Raw genomic sequence first — 17,354 nt, forward strand, 5'->3', positions numbered from 1 at the left:
TCGACCAGTTTTGCTATTTCGGCTTCGTTTGATTCGCCGCTTCCTGTACGCCCTGCACCGTTTCGAGCATGCGCCCCGGCGCGGTTTTGCCGCCGATCTGCTCCTGGATGCCGCGCTCCGCCGCTTCCTTCACTTTCTGCTGCACGATCGCGTCATATGCGGGAAAAACGCCCTTGGCCTTGTTGGCCGCATTCAATATTTCCTGAATGACCGGCTTCACGCCGCTCAAGTCGGTCAGCTTCATGGATGGCAGCATCCCTTCTTCAAGCAGCTGACGTTTTTGCATGTTATCATTATACATTTCCTTGATAAATTGCTTGACCGCGGACAATTGGCGTTCGTTCAGCTCCTTGGAGAAGCCGTAGCCGTTCGAATAACCGCCCATGATGAGCCCGTCGCCGTGGCCGTTCATATCGGGAAAGGGGAAAAATCCGACGTCTCCCGCGATTTTGGAAATTCTCGGATCGATCAGGGGCGTATTCGCCCAGCTGCCGTCGACCATCATTGCCGCGCTTCCCGACATCAGCTGCTCCGCCTGCTCGAAATATTTAAAGGAAAGGCTGTTCGGCTGCATATAGCCTTGCCGGAAAAGCGAATCGTATTTCGTAAACGCTTCGATCACCTGCGGATCGTTCCATTTGAACGAGCCGTCGACGAAGCCTGCGACCGAATCCGCCCCCGCCAGCCGTACCCACATATAATTCGCGGTCATCATCGGCGCCCAGCCTTCCTTAGAGGCAAGCGCGAGCGGCGTATAGCCGCTCTTCTTGAGCTGCTCGCAAACGCCGAGAAATTCCTCCCACGTGCCGGGCACGCTTAAGCTCAGCTTGCGAAAAATCGCTTTGTTATAATAAACGCCTTCCACATACCCCGCCATCGGCAGTCCGTACACTTTCCCGTCGACCGTAAATTCGTCTAGGCTGATAAACCGCTCGCGCAGCCCCAGCTCCTGCAAAATCGGCGTCAGCTCAAGCAGCCGGTCCGCTTTCACATAATTTCTCGTGTCGGTGCCTCCGAATAAATCGAAAATTTTGGGCGGGCTGCCGGTCGCCATTTCGGCTTTCAGCTTCGTATCGCGGTTTACGGTATCCTCAACGCCGTCGAGCTCGATTTTGAGCCCGGGAACCTCCGACTCCGTCGCCTTCACGACGTCTTGCAGCATCGCAAGCCGTTTCTGCTGCGTATCCTTTACCTGCGTATGCCGGAGCGTAATTGAGAAATTTTCCACCTTGTCAGCCGGAGTCGTGACAGACGAACCGGCATTCCCGCAGCCCGCAAGCAGAACGGCTAGAACAGTCAACATCGCGGCATATGACTTATGTACGATTTTCATCAGCGTTCGACCTCCGGTCTTTTTGTAATATCGCATCGATTAGGATTCCATTATAATCCATCCGCTAGTCGAAGTCTTGCCGAAGGCGTCGTTCTTCCGACTCTGCTTGAAATTAGTATACGCTATCGGCAACGCACAAAAACTAGCGAGAATCTTAACAGCGTTCACGTGAACGACTTTATCTATCTTTCTACTTCTCGTTCTTGATAATGGTATGATAGCTGGCAGAAGGCAAATAATCTACGTTCAAAGGTGAGACGAATGAGTATTACGAGTAAGGAAATAGCAGAGAAATGCGGCGTTTCCAGAGGAACCGTGGACCGTGCGCTCAACAACCGGTCCGGCGTGAACGAGGCGACCAAACTGAAAATATTGGAAACCGCAAGGGAACTGGGATACCGGCCTCATTTTCTCGCCCGAAGTCTTGTCAAAGGCAAAACGATGTCGATCGGCGCGGTCATTTTCGATATCAATAACCAGTTGTTTCCCCAGCTGATCCATGCCGTCGAATCGCGGGCGCGCGAAGCCGGTTATTTCTTGAATTTGACGCTGACGAGCAAGAATCCAGATATCGAGCGCGACTGTCTGCTTCATCTGGCGGACCGGAAGGTGGACGGTATCATTTTACTGTCCGTCAATGCCGGACCGTCCTTCGAGCAGTTCATAAAAAAACTGAACATTCCCGTCGTCACTTTCGGCAACCGCATTTCCGATACCGTTCCGTACGTATGGATCGACGACCGTAAAGCCGTCCGTGACGCAATCGGTCTGCTGGCGGCCAAAGGCTACGAGGAGATCGTATACGTGAGTCCTCCCCTCGTGCTTCGCGGCAAAACGAACGTATACGCCGTGGAACAACGGTTTGCCGGTTTCCAAGATGCCCTGCAGCAGGCCGGCCATATTCGCTCACGGGTCATCACCATAACGGATACGTCGAAGAAATCGGCGCAATTCTGCAAGCGAACGGCGGAAAAACCGCCGTCTTTTGCACGAGCGACATCTATGCTCTCCAAATATGGCTCCATTTGAAGCAAAAAGGAATCCTCGTCCCCGAGGATGCCGGACTAATGGGATTCGATAATATCGAAACGCTGAAATATATGTCGCCCGTCATTATCGACAGTATCGTATTCCTTAGAAGCGATCGGCAACGCGATCATAGATAGCTTGATCGGCCAAATCGAAGGCCGCGAGGTGCCCATGACACTTGCAACAGCATTAGACAAAGACTATGTAAAAAAATTTGCTGATGAATTTATGCGCTTGTTCACAAAATAGTTCTAAACAAGTATAAAGGAACATCGGGCCAAGTTGGCCCGATGTTCCTTATGCTGTACGCCCAGCATTGCGTCATCTATGGGGAAAAGGTCTCGAACGGTGGCTGGCGAGCGCCTACCGTAGCCAAGGGCAAGGGTGTCCGTCACGAGGTGGAATCTGAAGGACGCTAACGGGTACAGTAGGTTCAAGTAATCGATGAGACGAAAGGGGGAAACCGAAATGAAGACGATCAAGCGCATGATGGACCACCTGTACTGGGCAGACGGAAGCACTCGAGGAGAGTGAGACGAAATTGATGATCAGCATAAAGACGAAGCGGCAGCATGGGACGTAAAATAAAGTCCTAAACTGCCGCTTTTTCCTATATTCCCGTTTGTAGAACTTTGCGAAAAAGGCTATAACAATTCCCTCATCATCGCAATGAAATCTTTATCGTATTACCTTGTTCGGCATTTTCCCTGACCGAGGGCGTAGTTTTGTCTCCAAAAAAAATGCGGATCAAAAATCATTATTCATAAACGTCGCCTGCTCCATTAATATCAGCCATACCCTGATTGGTAATACGAACGCGACGATTGCTACCGTTTGAAACAGATGCATATGTCGAATACCAAGTGCCTGAGCTGAGATATTCCCCTGATACAGTTCCTGAACCAAGGGAAACCGTCGAACTTCCGGTTATAACTATTACTTCATACTTGACAGTTCCAACGTAACATGTGGTGCAAGACAGATTTACCCGTTCTTGCCAGCCGTGAAATAGTACTTGTCCTTGGCTTGTACTAAAAGTATCAATACCGTTGACAGATTCGTTATAAATTAGATTAATTATTCTGTAATCATCTAGTCCTACGGTCAATGGTGCAGTTGTTTCAGTGGTCTTAACATTACTATTTAGGTCAGCGTATTTTATTTGGTTTTTGGGTTTACCCTGAGAAACCTTTTGGTAATCTGGGGAATTTGGGTCCAGATTTATTTCAATTGGTTCAATAAGGACTTTCCATGATCCGTTTTTCTTAATTACAGTATAAGTAATCTCCGGTAACGTTCCAACATCATCATAAGATAGTACAACTTGAAACTGAACACTAAGAGGATCCAAAGTTTTACTAGAGTTAATTTTATACTGTCTCAAAGGAACTGTTTTATGATACTGTGCATATTCCTCCCTTTGAGTAATCTCATCGCTATAATTCAAATCAATAGAATTGGCTACCATCGAATCAATATCCCCGTTTTTTACAGAAACAAAATAATTTTCGATAACTTGATATGGATCTGATAGTTTCTCATTGTTTTTTTCCGCTTGGACACTAACATTTATAAAACATAGTACCAAGACCAAAGACAAAACACTTTTCAAAATCTTAGAAAAACTCTTAGTCATTTTTCTCCCACTCCTTAATAGTTTTTCCCCAGTAAAATTTGAGAAATTTACTTAAATTACCTCATTTAATAAAGACATCATAATATGTTAAATCGTTTCATTAATTCAATCTATTTCTTAAGAAAGTTTGATATGCACTGATGCTGTGAGGAAAAGTTATAATCCATAGTTGTTTGCATGACTTCATTGCTAAGAAAAATAAGTACCAAAGAGCTACAATTTACGTTTATTGAAATAGTGGACACAAACTTTTTTACGAATGCCAGTTTTTATTTACTGAATCAGTTAAGTCTTCTCCCCGGAAAAGAAAGAAAACTATACTCAGCGGTGCGCCTTTGACAAAAAAATGATTAGCGGGTGAGAGTTTTCACGATCGCTATTCGTCTATATAGTGTATAGAAATTCAAGGAGGCTTTATTGTGGAGGAATGTGTAACCCAAGACGAAAAAGCACGTGAAAAAGAGTGGATTAGCAGAGTGTTGGAAGGTCATAAGGAAGACTACACTTATCTGGTGAACCGATACAAAAATAAAATATATGGTCTTCTGCGAGGTATGGGAGCGGATCACCAGGATGCGCAGGATCTGACCCAAGAGACCTTTCTCAAAGCTTACCGCAAACTGGGCTCGCATGATTTTACTAAAAGTCTGGCATCGTGGTTATATACGATCGCTGTGAATCTACTTAGGGACCTGCGTAGAAAGGCACCTTCCATGGAGCTGCAGGCGGATCCCGCTCTCCATTCTTCACCCAGCGACGATCCGGAAGAGGCTTTGTTATTAGCCGAGCATCGTACGGAGCTTCTAGACCAGATTCGAAAACTCCCTACCAATTACCAGATCACGATAATGTTACGCTACACGAATGATTTGAGTTATGAAGAGATAAGCGAGGTATTGGAAGTTCCGCAAAACAAAATCCAAAATGACCTGTACAGAGCCAAACGGAGATTGAAACAACTGATGACCGCAGAGGAGGTAAAAACCGATGCAATGCTTTAGCCTCGTTGAGATGGAAAAATACATTATGGATGATCCTTATCTCCGTAAAAATCAAACTACCGAGCATATCATGGCCTGCTCTCATTGCCGCTCCATATACCAGGGGCTGCTCGAAGAACAAGAACGATGGAATCGAGAACTGTTTCCGCAAGTATTGTCTGATTCTTTTACCGACAATCTGATGAATATGCTAGAACTAGAAGAGGCGGAACATACCGATAAAAAAGCAACAACGGTGCATGACTGCAAATTGGCAGTAGCCTGTTTAGAGCAGTCTAATGGTGGCTTTACAACCGTGACAGACTGTAAAGATCGGTCCGGTAAAGGTAGAAATCGGTTGTTCAAACTGAAGGGCACAAGCTTCTGGAAGCTAACGATTGCAACTGCTTCGCTGCTGATTCTTTTGAGCACTGCAGTAATATATGCCGTACCGACACTTGCAGAGACACTCCGTTCCCTATTTGCTCGGGACGAAACCGACATAGGACTGCTTCGGGCACAAGAGTTTGGTATGGTAGAGCATCCGCACATTCAGGTAAAAGATAAAGGATATACTGTCAAAATTGACGAAGCGGTAGCGGACCCTACCCGGGTGGTTGTGGCGCTGCAGTTATTCGGACCTGATGGAAAGCATGATCGAGACCGATTGGTCATAAATGATGAAAACAGTATAATAATTAAAGACGATCAGGGAAAAGTCGTGGGAGAGTTGTACGATATGGGGATGACGAGCGACTTTTACTATCTCGTCGCATTCTTCCCTGACCCCCTTCAATCCGATTCGATTACGATAGAAGGCCGGCTTACACAGCTAGGAAATAAATTACAGAACACATCTGTTGTTAAGGGGGAATGGGACTTCAATTTCTCCATCGATATGAAGGAAGCCAAGAAAAAAACAATCGTTACCCCACTTGAGGGAAGCTACACAGCACCAGACGGTATGACGGTCCGCTTAAAACGGTTGACCCGAATGGTACAGGGGGTTCGTTTGGAGCTGGACACGGAGCTTAGTGAGGAAGCGTTAGGCCGTTCCCCTGGAGAACTTTGGAAAGAACAAAGCTTGAAATTTCATTTCGAGAATTTGCAAGGGGAAGAGATCCACAGCGTAAACACAAGGAAAACTCCGCATAAGGATAGCTTGATGACACAGTCTCATCTACCTGGCGACAAACCCGGTTTGATGCACTGGAGCTATACATTCAAAGATTTACCGCAAGACAATCCCTATTCCTTCGTGTGGGATGGATACTCCATTTCGGAGTGGGACGGAGCTTCGGTTCAATTTGAACCTGCCAAGTTGAAAGTTCAGCCGATTCCTTTTCGTTTCGATGGCGATGAACTTATGCTGAGAGATTTCACCATAGAGTTCCCGCCGAATACGAATGGGAAAGAAGTGGAGGGTGCCTTGCATCTGGACGGAAAACTACGGAACGAGGATCGACATAATGAATGGATTTTGGAAATTCCGGGTGGTAAAACATATACGACCACGATGCGCGGGGCCATGACCTCGGAAGCATCCGGATGGAAAGATGGCTATTCTTTGCTCGGCGGTCCACAGTTAGGCGGTTTATTCAACTTCCGTGCTCAGGGGCTTTCGACGATACCTGACCAACTCCGACTGATACGCACAGTTGTGGATAGGCTTTATACCAACATAGATTGGTCCATTCCAGTTGAGGAAGAAAGTTAATGATAATGTAGTAGTGTTTAGGTTTAGGCTTAATGCCGTTATAAAAGGAGCTTCTACAAACTGCCGATAAAGGGCAGAATGGTAGTACATTAAACAAACGGAAAAGATAGCTAAATATAATCTTTGCGGCCTCGGCGAAATATTCGATTCGGTGCAAACGAGGAAGTCGCTTGCTTCCATCTACCGCCATAATTTCAAGACAAGCATGCGGAACATTTTCAATCCTTGGCGCTTGTACAGCCTGAACGACGAAGCCGGGCTCATGATCTGCACATGGCCGGAAGGCACAGTCAAGCCAGCCGTACCGCTTACGTATTCGACGGAAACGATGAACGGCTTCGAATATCAGGCCGCGGTCCATATGATTCAGAAAGGGAAGGTCGCCGAAGGCATGGAAATCGTCGAAGCGATACGCGACCGGTATGACGGCGAACGCAGAAGTCCATGGAACGAGTTCGAATGCGGGAGCAATTATGCGAGATCGATGGCCAGCTATTCGCTGCTTTTGACTTACAGCGGCTTCGAATACGATATGACGGTCAAACGGATCTTCTTTAACCCGAATTGCCGAAGGCGATTCGTTCCGATGCTTCTGGTCGCTTGACAGCGGCTGGGGAACGTTCGAACGGAACGGCGGCCGGGTTGAGCTGCGCGTGCTGTACGGAGAGCTTGAAATCCGCAGCCTGAATCTGCCGTTCATACAAGGACGGCAGGCCACCGAAATCACAATCGGTTCCGTGCCGGTCTCGTTCAGCCTGCAAGACGGACTCATCGCCTTCCAGCCGAACATTCGGATCAAAGCGGGCCAGTCGGTAAGCGTTACGTTCGGATCGTGACTCATGCGGCTCCCCGTCCAAGATGATATTGCGCACAGCAGATGGGTCGTTTCAATATATGGAAGCATTAAGCGAATCAGTCGCAAAGAATGAGCAAAGACGCTTGCATAACCACAGTCATTGTGGGGATGGAAGCGTCTTTTTTCAAAATATCATTTATATGTTACACAATTCCTTAAGCCTGATATTTCACCGGTAAACGAGCCTGTCCTTAAGCGTATGCTTACGAAGTCGCTTACTTCGAAAGCGTTTAGGACGGCGAAGCGTTTATCCTTGTGCTTGTTCATTGCAATGCGTCGGATCCGGAATGCAAGCTTGACTTTCGGCCCCCTAATTTTCGTTACGAGTCTGCCGGCTTTTTGCTTTCGCGATATTCGGACGGCGTCATACCCGTATACTTCTGAAATACTTTCGTAAAATATCTTCGCTCGAGATAACCGACCGATTCACCTATTTGCGTAACGCTTCTGTCGCTTACGGCTAGCATCGATTTCGCCGTCTCCATCCGGAGCTTCGTAACGTACTCGACGAATGTGACGCCGAAGTGCTGCTTGAACAGCAAACTGAAATAACTGCCGCTGATGCCGAGGTAATCGGCAAGCTCGTCGATTCCGAGATCGGCGGACAGCTTCTTGTCGATATAGTCCTTGGCCGAAATCATGAGGACGACGCTCGACTTTTTTCCGACCACTACCTGCAGGCATTGATTGATCAGCTCGTTCATGACGGCCAGCAAATCCTTCGCTCCCATGCAGCGGCCCAGCTTGCCCCAGATCGCTTCTTCCTGTGTTTGGGGAAGCACATCCATCTCGCGCATTTCCCGCAGCAAATGGAGCACGAGAAAATGCAGGATTTGCTGAACGCGAAGCAGCGCGGTATCCGGTATCGTTCGCAAATGACGATTGAGCGACTGCAGCGCTTCCTCCGTTTGCCTGCGATCGCATTGCTTCAACCCCGATACGATCGCCTCCACCAGCTGCCACAAAAAGTCGACGGACTCCCGCCGCTCGCCCGCCTCCTCCGTTTCCGCAATCAGCAAGCCTTCTCCGGGGGCGAGGCTGACGGAGCGCTGTACGCTCTTATAGGCCACCGACAGCCGATCTGCGGAAACGGGACGCGGACAAATGCCGATGCAGACGCCGAGCTTTACGTTATGCCCGACCGCTTCGCGCACAAGCTCCGCCCATCGCAGCGCTTGACCGCCGTCGAACGCGGCGTCTCCTTTCGGATGCTCGATCAATAGGCACCATTCGCCTTCGCGCATTTGCAGCACCGCATATTTCTTTTTCTCGCCGGCAAGCGCTTCCTGAAGTACGTTGCGTATCGCGAAATTCCACAGCTTGCGTTCCTCCTCGCTCCAGCCGAGCGAAAGCTGCGAGTAGCGGTCAAGATCGACAAGGAGGAGGGCGTACTCCAGCTCATCCAGCTGAAGTTCTTCGGCCGCAAGCAGCGGGTGTGCCGCGACCGACGTATAGTCCATCAGAAAATCGTACAATATTTTTTCATACGCCAGCCCGACTACGCTGCCCCACTTGCGCTCCTCGCTTCTCGCTTCCTGCCTTCTGATCCGGATAGCCGAAGCCGCTCTCCGAACGACTTGCTCCAGCTCCTCGTAATCGATCGGCTTGAGCATATATTCCTTGACGCCGAACCGCATGACGGAGCGGGCGTATTCGAAGTCCTGATAACCGGTCAGCATGACGCACTCGCATTCGCCGGTCAGCTCGCGCAGCTTCTCAACGAACGTAATCCCGTCCATGACGGGCATGCGTATATCCGAAAGGACGAGATCGGGCCGGTGCTCCTCCGCCAATTGCAGCGCCTTCACGCCGTTGCCGGCGAGCCCGACGATTTCGAAGCCGATCTCCTCCCAAGGAATTACCTTCTGCAGATTGCGCAAAATGTTGATCTCATCGTCCACCAAAAGCGCCTTCAGCATATACGTCACTCCCTTTTGTCTATCGCCCTTTGTATCCCGCTTACAGCTTTCAACGAGTCGCAGCCGCCTCTTTTTCCGATTCGTGCCGATCCTCGCCTATTGCCGGTATCGTGCATTTGATCGTCGTGCCTTTCCCCGGCATGCTGCATAGGAACAAACCGTAGCCGGGTCCGTAATGGATGCGGATCCGATCCGCCACATTGTTTACGCCTAAGCCTTGCCGTTCGCCGAAAGGATACGCCGTTTGCGCGTCCAGCAGCGACTGGTTCGCCGCGGTCGAATATTGAAACGCTGGCAGCCGCTCCGGCGGAATGCCTACGCCGTTGTCTTCCACATAAAATGCGAGTTTGTCGCCCTCAAGTACGATCCGGATGCGGATCATCCCTTTGTAGCCTATGCCCTCGAAGCCGTGCTGAATGCAATTTTCCACAAGCGGCTGAAGCGTCAGCTTTTGAACCGTGTAATGCAAAAGCTCCTCGGGAACGTCCAGCTCGTATTCGAACAAATCCTCGAAACGATAGCTTTGAATTTCCATATAACTGGTCAGATGCTCCAATTCCTGGCGCACCGAAATTTCTTCTTTATGATGAATGCTGATGCGCAAAATATTGCCAAGCCTCCGCACCATCTGACTGACCTTGCGCCCCTCGTTCTGCACCGCCAAAATATTGATCGACTCCAGCGTATTAAACAGAAAATGCGGCTTGATTTGAGCCTGCAGCAGCATCAGCTCCGCTTTATTCTTGCGTTCCTGTTCGCGCTTGATCTCGTTTAACAGATCGCTGATCCGTTCCGCCATGCTGTTGAAGCCCCGCGACAGTACGGACGTTTCGTCCTTCGACTGCGCCATTACCCGAATCGTCAAATCGCCGTGCTCGACTTTTTTCATTGCTCCTACGACCCGCAAAATAAACCGGATGATCCGATTGACAAAAACGAAGTTGAAAATAAAAGCAAATCCAAGTATAACCGTCAGAAAAAACGCGATCCAGCCCATAACCGTCGTCATCTGACCGCTGATATCGTCAAGCGGAGTGATCGATACGACGCTCCACCCTTTTGCGCCTAAATCTTCAAGCTCAAGTGATTGAAACGAAACGATGTTCGGTTTGCCGCCGAACTCGACCTTCTCGCTTTCGAACGGGCGGCCCGGCTTCCGGGAGCCTTTAAGTGTTTCGAATACATTTTTCCCCTGCAGCTCCTGACCGTAATTGTCAAAATGAACGAGGCCGTCCTCCCCCATCAGCAGGAAACGTCTATTCACCGACTCGCCGGTGCTGTACAGGTTGAATATATTTTCCAGCTCGCCGAACTGCACTTGCAGCAGCAAAACGCCGCGGTCCTCCAAATTATAAAAATCTTTCACCACACGCACCTGATAATAATAAGAATCGTCCAAGCCCAGCTCGGCATGCTCCTTCGGCCCGATCCATTTCGGCGTGCCGTTCAGCTCCAGCACCTCGTCGTATACCGGGTTTTCCTTGAGCTTGTCGAACGAAATGAGCTTTTTGCTCATATTGCTTGCAGAATACGAGGAGCCGGAACTGGAAAAAAGCGCCACGGAGACGATCGGCTGATACGTCAGCACCGTCTGCCGTATGTTTCGCTCGAAAGCCGAATTCAGCTCGTTCGTTTCCTGCGAAGGCTCTTGCCGCCAGTACATTTCCTTATAGATGCCTTGAATTTCGCCGCGCATAATCGAATAATAGTCGGAAAAATAGTTCGCTTCCTTTAGCACATACCGAAGGTTTCGGCCGATCGCCTTCAGCGTCAGCTCGTTCTGTTCGCTGAACTTCGTTTCGATCAGCCTTTGCGAAAGCGTGAAGCTGCCCCAGCTTAGCGTCAGCAGCGGCAGAATGATGAAAATGATGAACGCACCGAGTATTTTTTTGTAAAGGCTCATCCATCCTGCTCCTTCTCGCCGTCTTAGCCCTTCACGCTTCCCGCCGCTACGCCCTCGATAATTTTTTTCTGAAGAACGGCGTAGACGATAATGACCGGCACGCAGCTGATCATGACCGCCGCGCTCATGGCGCCGTAATTGAAGTTGAACTTATCCATAAAGGCGACGACCGCCACGGGGAGCGTACGCAGGCTTTCTCCCGACAGCAGAAGGCTGGCCAAAATGTACTCGTTCCAATGGCTGATGAAGTTGATGATAAACACGGTTACGAGCGTCGGCATCGTTAGCGGAAGCACGATACGCCCGAGCAGGCCGAACACCGAAAGACCGTCCATGATTCCCGCTTCCTCGAGCTCCTTCGGTATCGATTTGAGGAACGCCGCGATGACGAATACCGAAAGCGGGATGCCGAAAGCCGTATACGGTACGATCAAAGCGAAAGGCGTGTTGTACAAGCCTAAATTTTTGATCATGATATAAAGCGGAATTAACAGCGACACGGGCGAAATAAGCAGCGAAAGCAGCAGCAGACCGTACGTCATTTTGCTGAGCGTCGGAAATTTCATCCGTGTAACGGCGTAAGCTATGCCCAGCGCAAGCAAGATCGAAGCCGTCGTTGCCGTCGTGGAAATATACAAGCTGTTGAAGAAAAATTTGCCGATGTGCGCGCTCGTAAACGCCTTCGTGTAATTTTCCAAGCTGAACGACTCGGGCAGGCTCCACGGATGCGTCACGATTTGGGTGTTGTCCTTGAAGGACGAATTCAGCACGAACAGCAGCGGATACAAGATAACGGCGAGATACGGCAAGAGGATCAGGTGAGGGAACAGCTTGATGCGTTTTTTCATATTAGTGCTCGACCTCCTGCGACCGTCTGGTAATCAAATGGAATATGAGCGTCAAGATGCAAGTCAGGACGAAAATGATGATGGAGATCGCCGTCGCATAGCCGTACTGCGACATCGAATACGCCTGCTTGTACATATATGTGCCCATGACTTCGGAGCTTCCGAAAGGCCCGCCTGCCGTCATGATCAGCACGATGTCGATGGCGTTCATGGCGCCGGTAATCGACAGCAGCAAAATGACGAGAATGATCGGGCGTATAAGCGGAACGATCAAATACCGCGCCCTGCGCCAGCCGACGGCGCCGTCGATTTCGCCGGCCTCCAGCATTTCCTTGGAGATGGAAAAAATCGCCGCAAGCACGAGCACAATGTAAAAACCGAACCATTGCCAAGAATTCGTAACGAGAATGGACAGGAACGAAAAGTTTTCGTCGCCAAGCCAGCCCCGCGTCCACGATTCGAGCCCGATAAGACGCAAAATTTGATTCACAAGTCCGGCATCCGGATGATAAATGAACTTCCAGATGACGCCGACAACCGCAGTGGACAATATGCTAGGCATGAAAACCGTCGTTTTGTAAAATTCCTGAAAGCGCCGGACATTACTCAGTATGATCGAAAGCGTGACGATAATCGGTATCTGCACGAAGCAGGAAAACAGGACGAAGGTGATATTGTTTTTGAACGCGGTCAAAAACTTCTCGTCCCGGAACGCCTTGACGAAGTTGTCCAGTCCGTTGAAAATCGGCTCGTTGATGCCGTTCCAGCTTGTCACCGAGTAACGCAGCGAGCTGATCAAAGGCACGATGTAAAACGTAATATAAAGCGCCATCGCGGGAAGTATGAAAATCGCGTAGGCGTATGGATTTCGCATAACTTTGTTCATGTGGGTTACCTCCTGTACGCCTGTCATCGGGAAGCGGGCACCACCGCATACGTGTGGCGCCCGAACCTTCAACCCGCTCGCTTATTTCGCTTTGTTCGCTTCGTCTTGCGCTTTCTGCATTTTTTCGGCCGCCTTCTCAGGGGTAATTTTACCGCCCATCAGCTCTTCCATCGTTTCTTCCAGCGTTTTCTTGACCGCCGCTTGAACAAGCGCGTCGAATGCCGGGAAGGCGCCTTTCGTCGCTGCGACTTGGCCTTTTACGACGTCCGCTACGAGACCTTTCGTGTCGCCGATGTCCGCAAGCTTCATGGCTGGGATGCGGCCGGAGTTTTTCAGCTCGAGCTTTTGATTGTCTTCGGTATAGAAGGTTTTAATAAATGCTTTAACCGCCTTAAGCTCGTTTTCGTTCAGCTTGCTGGAGAAGCCGTACCCGTTGGAGAAGCCGCCGTTGATCCAGTCGTCGCCTTTGCCGCCCATATTCGGGAAGTTGAAGAAGCTGACATTGTCCTTGATCGTCGATTTCTCGCCCGTAATTCCCGCGATCGCCCAGCTGCCGTCGAACAGCATAGCCGCTTGACCCGTATAAAACTTCGCTTGACCGTCCGGATATTTCATCGCGATGACGTTTTTATCGATGTAGCCTTTTTGCTTCAGCTCGTCAAGCTTTTTGAACGCGTCGACAACCGCCGTATCCGTCCATTTGGATTTGCCTGTCGCAAAGCCTTCCTGGATTTCCGGTCCGCCGTTGCGAACGAACAGCGTGTTGGCCAGCATATTGATGACCCAACCGTCGCCTGCGCCGCCGCCCATGGCGATCGGAGTAATACCCTTCGTTTTCAGCGCTTCGCAAACCTTCAGGAAATCGTCCCATGTTTTCGGCACTTGAACGCCTGCGTCAGCGAACATCTTCGTGTTGTAGAAAATGCCTTCCACATAACCTGCGTCAGGCAACCCGTAAATTTTGCCGTCAACAGTAAATTCGCTAAGGTTCATGAACTTGTCTTTCAAGCCGAGCTCGGCAAGAATCGGGGTCAGATCAAGCAGGCGCCCCGCCTTCGAGTAGTTTTTGGTATCGTCGCCGCCGAATAGGTTGAAGATCGGAGGCGGGTTGCCGGCGGCCATTTCGGCCTTCAGCTTTTGGTCGCGGTTGACCACATCTTCGACGCCGTCCAGCTCGAACTTGAGGCCCGGTACTTGCGATTCCGTTTTCTTCACTACGTCCTGCAGCAAAGCAAGCGCGTTTTTCGCCGTGTCGCGGATATTGATGTGACGAATCGTCATTTTAAAATCTTTCGGTTTTTCGGATTCCGCCGGTTTCACCGAAGCCGAAGGGGATGGCGACGTCGAAGGAGAATTCGAAGCCGAATTTTTCGTACCGCTTCCGCTTCCGCAGCCGACTGCCGTTGCCGCCATTGTGAGTGCCATCGTGAGGGATAACATCGTTTTCTTCTTATTCATTTGCGGTGACCTCCTATTTTTCGCTTCATGGTTTCGCTTACAATTTGATTATAGGAAGGATGGCCGTTTCCTCACAGACGGACATTTCGCGAATGGAGGGATAAAATTCTCTAAAACGCAAGGCTGTCCCTTGGATGGGACAGCTTAATTTGTCTGCGCGGGAAAGTGGCTTATGTTACAAACGGAGCAGGGGGTATCCGTCTCCACCTCCGTGAAAGTCGTATCCTCATGATTAAACGCAAGGTAAGGATACGACTTTCAAGTCGGCCGCCAGGTCTTTCCGCCGCATACCCCCTACTCCTTTGAAGCTGATCAAGCAGCTCGCCACTTTCCCGCACAAAAACGAAAGGCTGTCCCGATTACCAGGACAGCCTTTCGTTTTAGGGGCGGGCAGGACGGGTTGAGGCCGAGAGTGTTGGCTCGGCCGCAAATATCCCGTGACGCCGTGAAATACGGCGTAGGATAGCAACCTCGCCTTTTAACCTCTTTAAAGCTGAACATAAAGCTCGTCACTTCTCGTTCATATTAAAAGCTGTCCCGATTATAGGGATAGTCTTTCGGTTTTTCGAGAAAGTCGCGTTCCAAGCGAGGAGAGCAAAACATGGTCTGACGGCGAGTTTTGGCTTTGGATTCCTACCGCGCCCCGTAGGGGCTCTACAAATAAGAGGAATCCAAAACAAGTTGTTTGAGGGGAGTAAGGCCATGTTTGGCTTGGATTGCGGGTGAATCGACTTTCTCAAAACAAGCCGCCTCATGAGGATCCAAGAGGGACAGCCTTTCGTTTTAGGGGCGGGTAGGATCAACGGAGGCCGAGAGTGTTGGCTCGGCCGCCAATATGTCCATAACGCCGCGGAAGACGGCGTTGGCAAGGCCCGCTTCCGTCGCGTCCGTATCCGCGATCAAAACGGCGGCCGCAAAACGCGGCTCGGTTGTCGGGCCATACCCGACAAACCATTGATGAACGAGATCGCCGCTTCCCGTTTGCGCCGTGCCGGATTTTCCTGCGAGCTTCCATTTCGCTTTTTGCAGCGATGTTCCGGTTCCATGGTCGACGACACCCTCCATCCACTTTCGAAGCGTTGCCGCAGTTTTCGGCGATATACCCGAGCGGGGCGAAACGGTTTGCTCAGGAAAAGCGTACAGCAGCCGCCCGCTCTTAAAGCGGATTTCCGAAACGGCCCGCGGCTCCCGCACGACTCCTCCGTTCAAGAGCGTTACGACCATATTCGCAGCAGCGAGCGGCGTCATCCGCACATCCCGCTGTCCGATAGCCGTTTGCGTGCGCACGCCTTCATCATCCACCCGAGTCCCGGATGCAAAGAGCTGACCGGCATCTTCGCCGTCAAGCTGGCGAAACCCGGATTGCCCCGGCGCATCTCCCGTCCAGCCGACCGGCAGCAGAACGCCCAGCTTTTTTGCATAAACGGCGAGCGTCTCGGAGGATAGCCGCTGCATCAGCTTGGCAAACGTGATGTTGCACGATTCGGCGAACGCTTCCGCAAACGTAATGCTGCCATGTCCTCCAGGCAGCCAGCACGAAAAGCCGAATTTCCCAAGCTCACCTTCACAGCGGAAAACTTCATCCGGCTTCGCTACACGTTCTTCAAGCGCGGCGGCAGCCACGATCGTTTTGAATACCGAGCCGGGCTCGACAGCCCGCAGCGCAAGGTTTTCCCAGCCACGCTCATCCAGCCTGATTCGATTGGGGTCGAAGCCGGGCCTGCTCGACATGGCGACGATGTCCGCCGTATGCGCATCCAGCACGACGACAGCGCCTTTCCGAACCTTCAGCCTTTCCAGCAGCTCTTCGATCTTTCTTTCAACAGGCAAGCTTAAGGTAGTAATGACCTGTGTCGGATAATGATCGTTCCCCGGATCGACTAATCGGACGTCAAGACCGCCGAGCGGGTTATGCTGCCCGTCGGTAAAAAGCGATAGCGTCGTCGGCCCGATCCCCTGTACGTAAGGCTGGAACGTCTTTTCCAGGCCTGAGCCGCCGATCCGGCTTGTCAGCGTAAATTGCCCCTTCGCCAGCTTGTCCGCAAACTGCGACTGCAGCCGCTCCGGATTTTCGCCGATAAAGCCGATCAACTGCGACGCATAATAGGGCTGAATATAACGCGCCTGGTAGTCCGTTACCGTGATGCCGGGCACGTGGATAGCTTTTAACCGTTTAGCTTGGGAATCCGTCAGACGCTGGGGGACATCGCGTAATATTTCACGGCTATCGCTCCCGGTTCTGCGATTGATCGTCCACCATCCCGGCTGCTTTAATTGTTGCACAAAGTCCATCCATTCCTTCCTGGATACGCCGAGAATGTCTGCGGCCGTTTCCGTTTCGGATGTCGCTTTCATTTGCTCCTTGTTTGGAAACACCAAAAGAGCCGGATAACTCTCGCCTGTTATCGGCATCCCGCTTCTATCATAAAAATCGCCCCGGCCGCTGTTTAAAACAACTTGCTGCTCGCGCTGCCCGACCGATTCGCGAATGAGCGCAGGGCTTGCATGTCCGAAGCCCGGAACGACCTGAATCAGCATAAGCCTGACGGCAAGAACAACCATCGCCGCACAAATCGTCAACAGTACAAACATAATTCGGCGCTTATCCAGCATACTAGGCCACTCCATGTATTTACAAGTTGCTACCATTATGCACAATCCGGAATCGCGACAAACCGAAGGCAGGCAACAATAAATAATGAATCACTCTGTCACGGTGGTCTAACCACTCCCCCTTTAATGGATATGCTGGAGCAGCTCGTTCATACATTTTGTAACTACCGCTAAGC

Annotated in this window: 13 protein-coding genes; 5 read left to right on the top strand and 8 right to left on the bottom strand. The window is 50.6% G+C overall.

From position 1 onward, the window contains the following. Window positions 1–13: 13 nt before the first annotated feature. Window positions 14–1,333: an ABC transporter substrate-binding protein gene (locus tag DQG23_RS07550; RefSeq protein ID WP_158560346.1), complete on the bottom strand. Its 1,320-nt coding sequence runs from the start codon at window positions 1,331–1,333 to the stop codon at window positions 14–16. 261 nt (window positions 1,334–1,594) lie between these two features. Here DQG23_RS07550 and DQG23_RS07555 point away from each other — a divergent pair, with 261 nt between their 5' ends. Next, window positions 1,595–2,362 carry a LacI family DNA-binding transcriptional regulator gene (locus tag DQG23_RS07555; protein ID WP_113030213.1) on the top strand — a complete coding sequence of 256 codons (768 nt, stop codon included), beginning with the start codon at window positions 1,595–1,597 and terminating at the stop codon, window positions 2,360–2,362. Between the two features lie 757 nt (window positions 2,363–3,119). On the opposite strand, the gene DQG23_RS07565 is transcribed toward DQG23_RS07555, so the two are convergent. Continuing rightward, window positions 3,120–3,998 carry a hypothetical protein gene (locus DQG23_RS07565; RefSeq protein ID WP_113030215.1) on the bottom strand — a complete coding sequence of 293 codons (879 nt, stop codon included), beginning with the start codon at window positions 3,996–3,998 and terminating at the stop codon, window positions 3,120–3,122. 419 nt (window positions 3,999–4,417) lie between these two features. Here DQG23_RS07565 and DQG23_RS07570 point away from each other — a divergent pair, with 419 nt between their 5' ends. From DQG23_RS07570 to DQG23_RS42735, 4 genes are all read left to right on the top strand, one after another. After that, a complete protein-coding gene (locus tag DQG23_RS07570; RefSeq protein ID WP_158560347.1) occupies window positions 4,418–4,999 on the top strand; it encodes an RNA polymerase sigma factor in 582 nt (193 codons plus the stop codon). Continuing rightward, entirely contained in the window at window positions 4,986–6,695 is a 1,710-nt protein-coding gene (locus DQG23_RS07575; RefSeq protein WP_238177791.1) for a DUF4179 domain-containing protein, read from the top strand. The genes DQG23_RS07570 and DQG23_RS07575 overlap by 14 nt, the downstream gene beginning before the upstream one ends. 151 nt (window positions 6,696–6,846) lie before the next feature. Then, window positions 6,847–7,299: a GH116 family glycosyl hydrolase gene (locus DQG23_RS42730; protein WP_202865884.1), complete on the top strand. Its 453-nt coding sequence runs from the start codon at window positions 6,847–6,849 to the stop codon at window positions 7,297–7,299. Between the two features lie 49 nt (window positions 7,300–7,348). Next, the gene (locus tag DQG23_RS42735) at window positions 7,349–7,531 is read left to right on the top strand and encodes a hypothetical protein (RefSeq protein ID WP_202865885.1); all 183 of its coding nucleotides are present in this window, start codon (window positions 7,349–7,351) and stop codon (window positions 7,529–7,531) included. A 340-nt stretch (window positions 7,532–7,871) separates the two neighbouring features. On the opposite strand, the gene DQG23_RS07585 is transcribed toward DQG23_RS42735, so the two are convergent. From DQG23_RS07585 to DQG23_RS07610, 6 genes are all read right to left on the bottom strand, one after another. Then, complete coding sequence (locus DQG23_RS07585; RefSeq protein ID WP_113030217.1) at window positions 7,872–9,470, bottom strand: response regulator transcription factor; 1,599 nt, start codon at window positions 9,468–9,470, stop codon at window positions 7,872–7,874. 49 nt (window positions 9,471–9,519) lie between these two features. Continuing rightward, on the bottom strand, window positions 9,520–11,373 hold the full coding sequence (locus DQG23_RS07590) for a sensor histidine kinase (RefSeq protein ID WP_113030218.1): 1,854 nt from the start codon (window positions 11,371–11,373) through the stop codon (window positions 9,520–9,522). Between the two features lie 23 nt (window positions 11,374–11,396). After that, complete coding sequence (locus tag DQG23_RS07595; protein WP_113030219.1) at window positions 11,397–12,221, bottom strand: carbohydrate ABC transporter permease; 825 nt, start codon at window positions 12,219–12,221, stop codon at window positions 11,397–11,399. A gap of 1 nt (window position 12,222) precedes the next feature. Continuing rightward, entirely contained in the window at window positions 12,223–13,107 is an 885-nt protein-coding gene (locus tag DQG23_RS07600) for a carbohydrate ABC transporter permease (RefSeq protein WP_113030220.1), read from the bottom strand. 81 nt (window positions 13,108–13,188) lie between these two features. After that, window positions 13,189–14,565 (bottom strand): extracellular solute-binding protein, encoded by a 1,377-nt coding sequence (locus DQG23_RS07605; RefSeq protein WP_113030221.1) that lies wholly within the window; start codon window positions 14,563–14,565, stop codon window positions 13,189–13,191. Window positions 14,566–15,348: 783 nt separating this feature from the next. Continuing rightward, window positions 15,349–17,178: a peptidoglycan D,D-transpeptidase FtsI family protein gene (locus DQG23_RS07610; RefSeq protein WP_238177792.1), complete on the bottom strand. Its 1,830-nt coding sequence runs from the start codon at window positions 17,176–17,178 to the stop codon at window positions 15,349–15,351. Window positions 17,179–17,354: the final 176 nt, after the last annotated feature.

The organism is Paenibacillus contaminans (assembly GCF_003285015.1).
GTDB classification, from domain to species: Bacteria; Bacillota; Bacilli; order Paenibacillales; family NBRC-103111; genus Paenibacillus_V; species Paenibacillus_V contaminans.

Coding starts and splice junctions, on each gene's coding strand:
- DQG23_RS07575 (WP_238177791.1), top strand. CDS start 4,986: ATGCAATGCTTTAGCCTCGTTGAGATGGAAAAATACATTATGGATGAT.
- DQG23_RS07610 (WP_238177792.1), bottom strand. CDS start 17,178: ATGCTGGATAAGCGCCGAATTATGTTTGTACTGTTGACGATTTGTGCG.
- DQG23_RS07605 (WP_113030221.1), bottom strand. CDS start 14,565: ATGAATAAGAAGAAAACGATGTTATCCCTCACGATGGCACTCACAATG.
- DQG23_RS07595 (WP_113030219.1), bottom strand. CDS start 12,221: ATGAAAAAACGCATCAAGCTGTTCCCTCACCTGATCCTCTTGCCGTAT.
- DQG23_RS07600 (WP_113030220.1), bottom strand. CDS start 13,107: ATGAACAAAGTTATGCGAAATCCATACGCCTACGCGATTTTCATACTT.
- DQG23_RS07565 (WP_113030215.1), bottom strand. CDS start 3,998: ATGACTAAGAGTTTTTCTAAGATTTTGAAAAGTGTTTTGTCTTTGGTC.
- DQG23_RS07550 (WP_158560346.1), bottom strand. CDS start 1,333: ATGAAAATCGTACATAAGTCATATGCCGCGATGTTGACTGTTCTAGCC.
- DQG23_RS07590 (WP_113030218.1), bottom strand. CDS start 11,373: ATGAGCCTTTACAAAAAAATACTCGGTGCGTTCATCATTTTCATCATT.
- DQG23_RS07585 (WP_113030217.1), bottom strand. CDS start 9,470: ATGCTGAAGGCGCTTTTGGTGGACGATGAGATCAACATTTTGCGCAAT.
- DQG23_RS07555 (WP_113030213.1), top strand. CDS start 1,595: ATGAGTATTACGAGTAAGGAAATAGCAGAGAAATGCGGCGTTTCCAGA.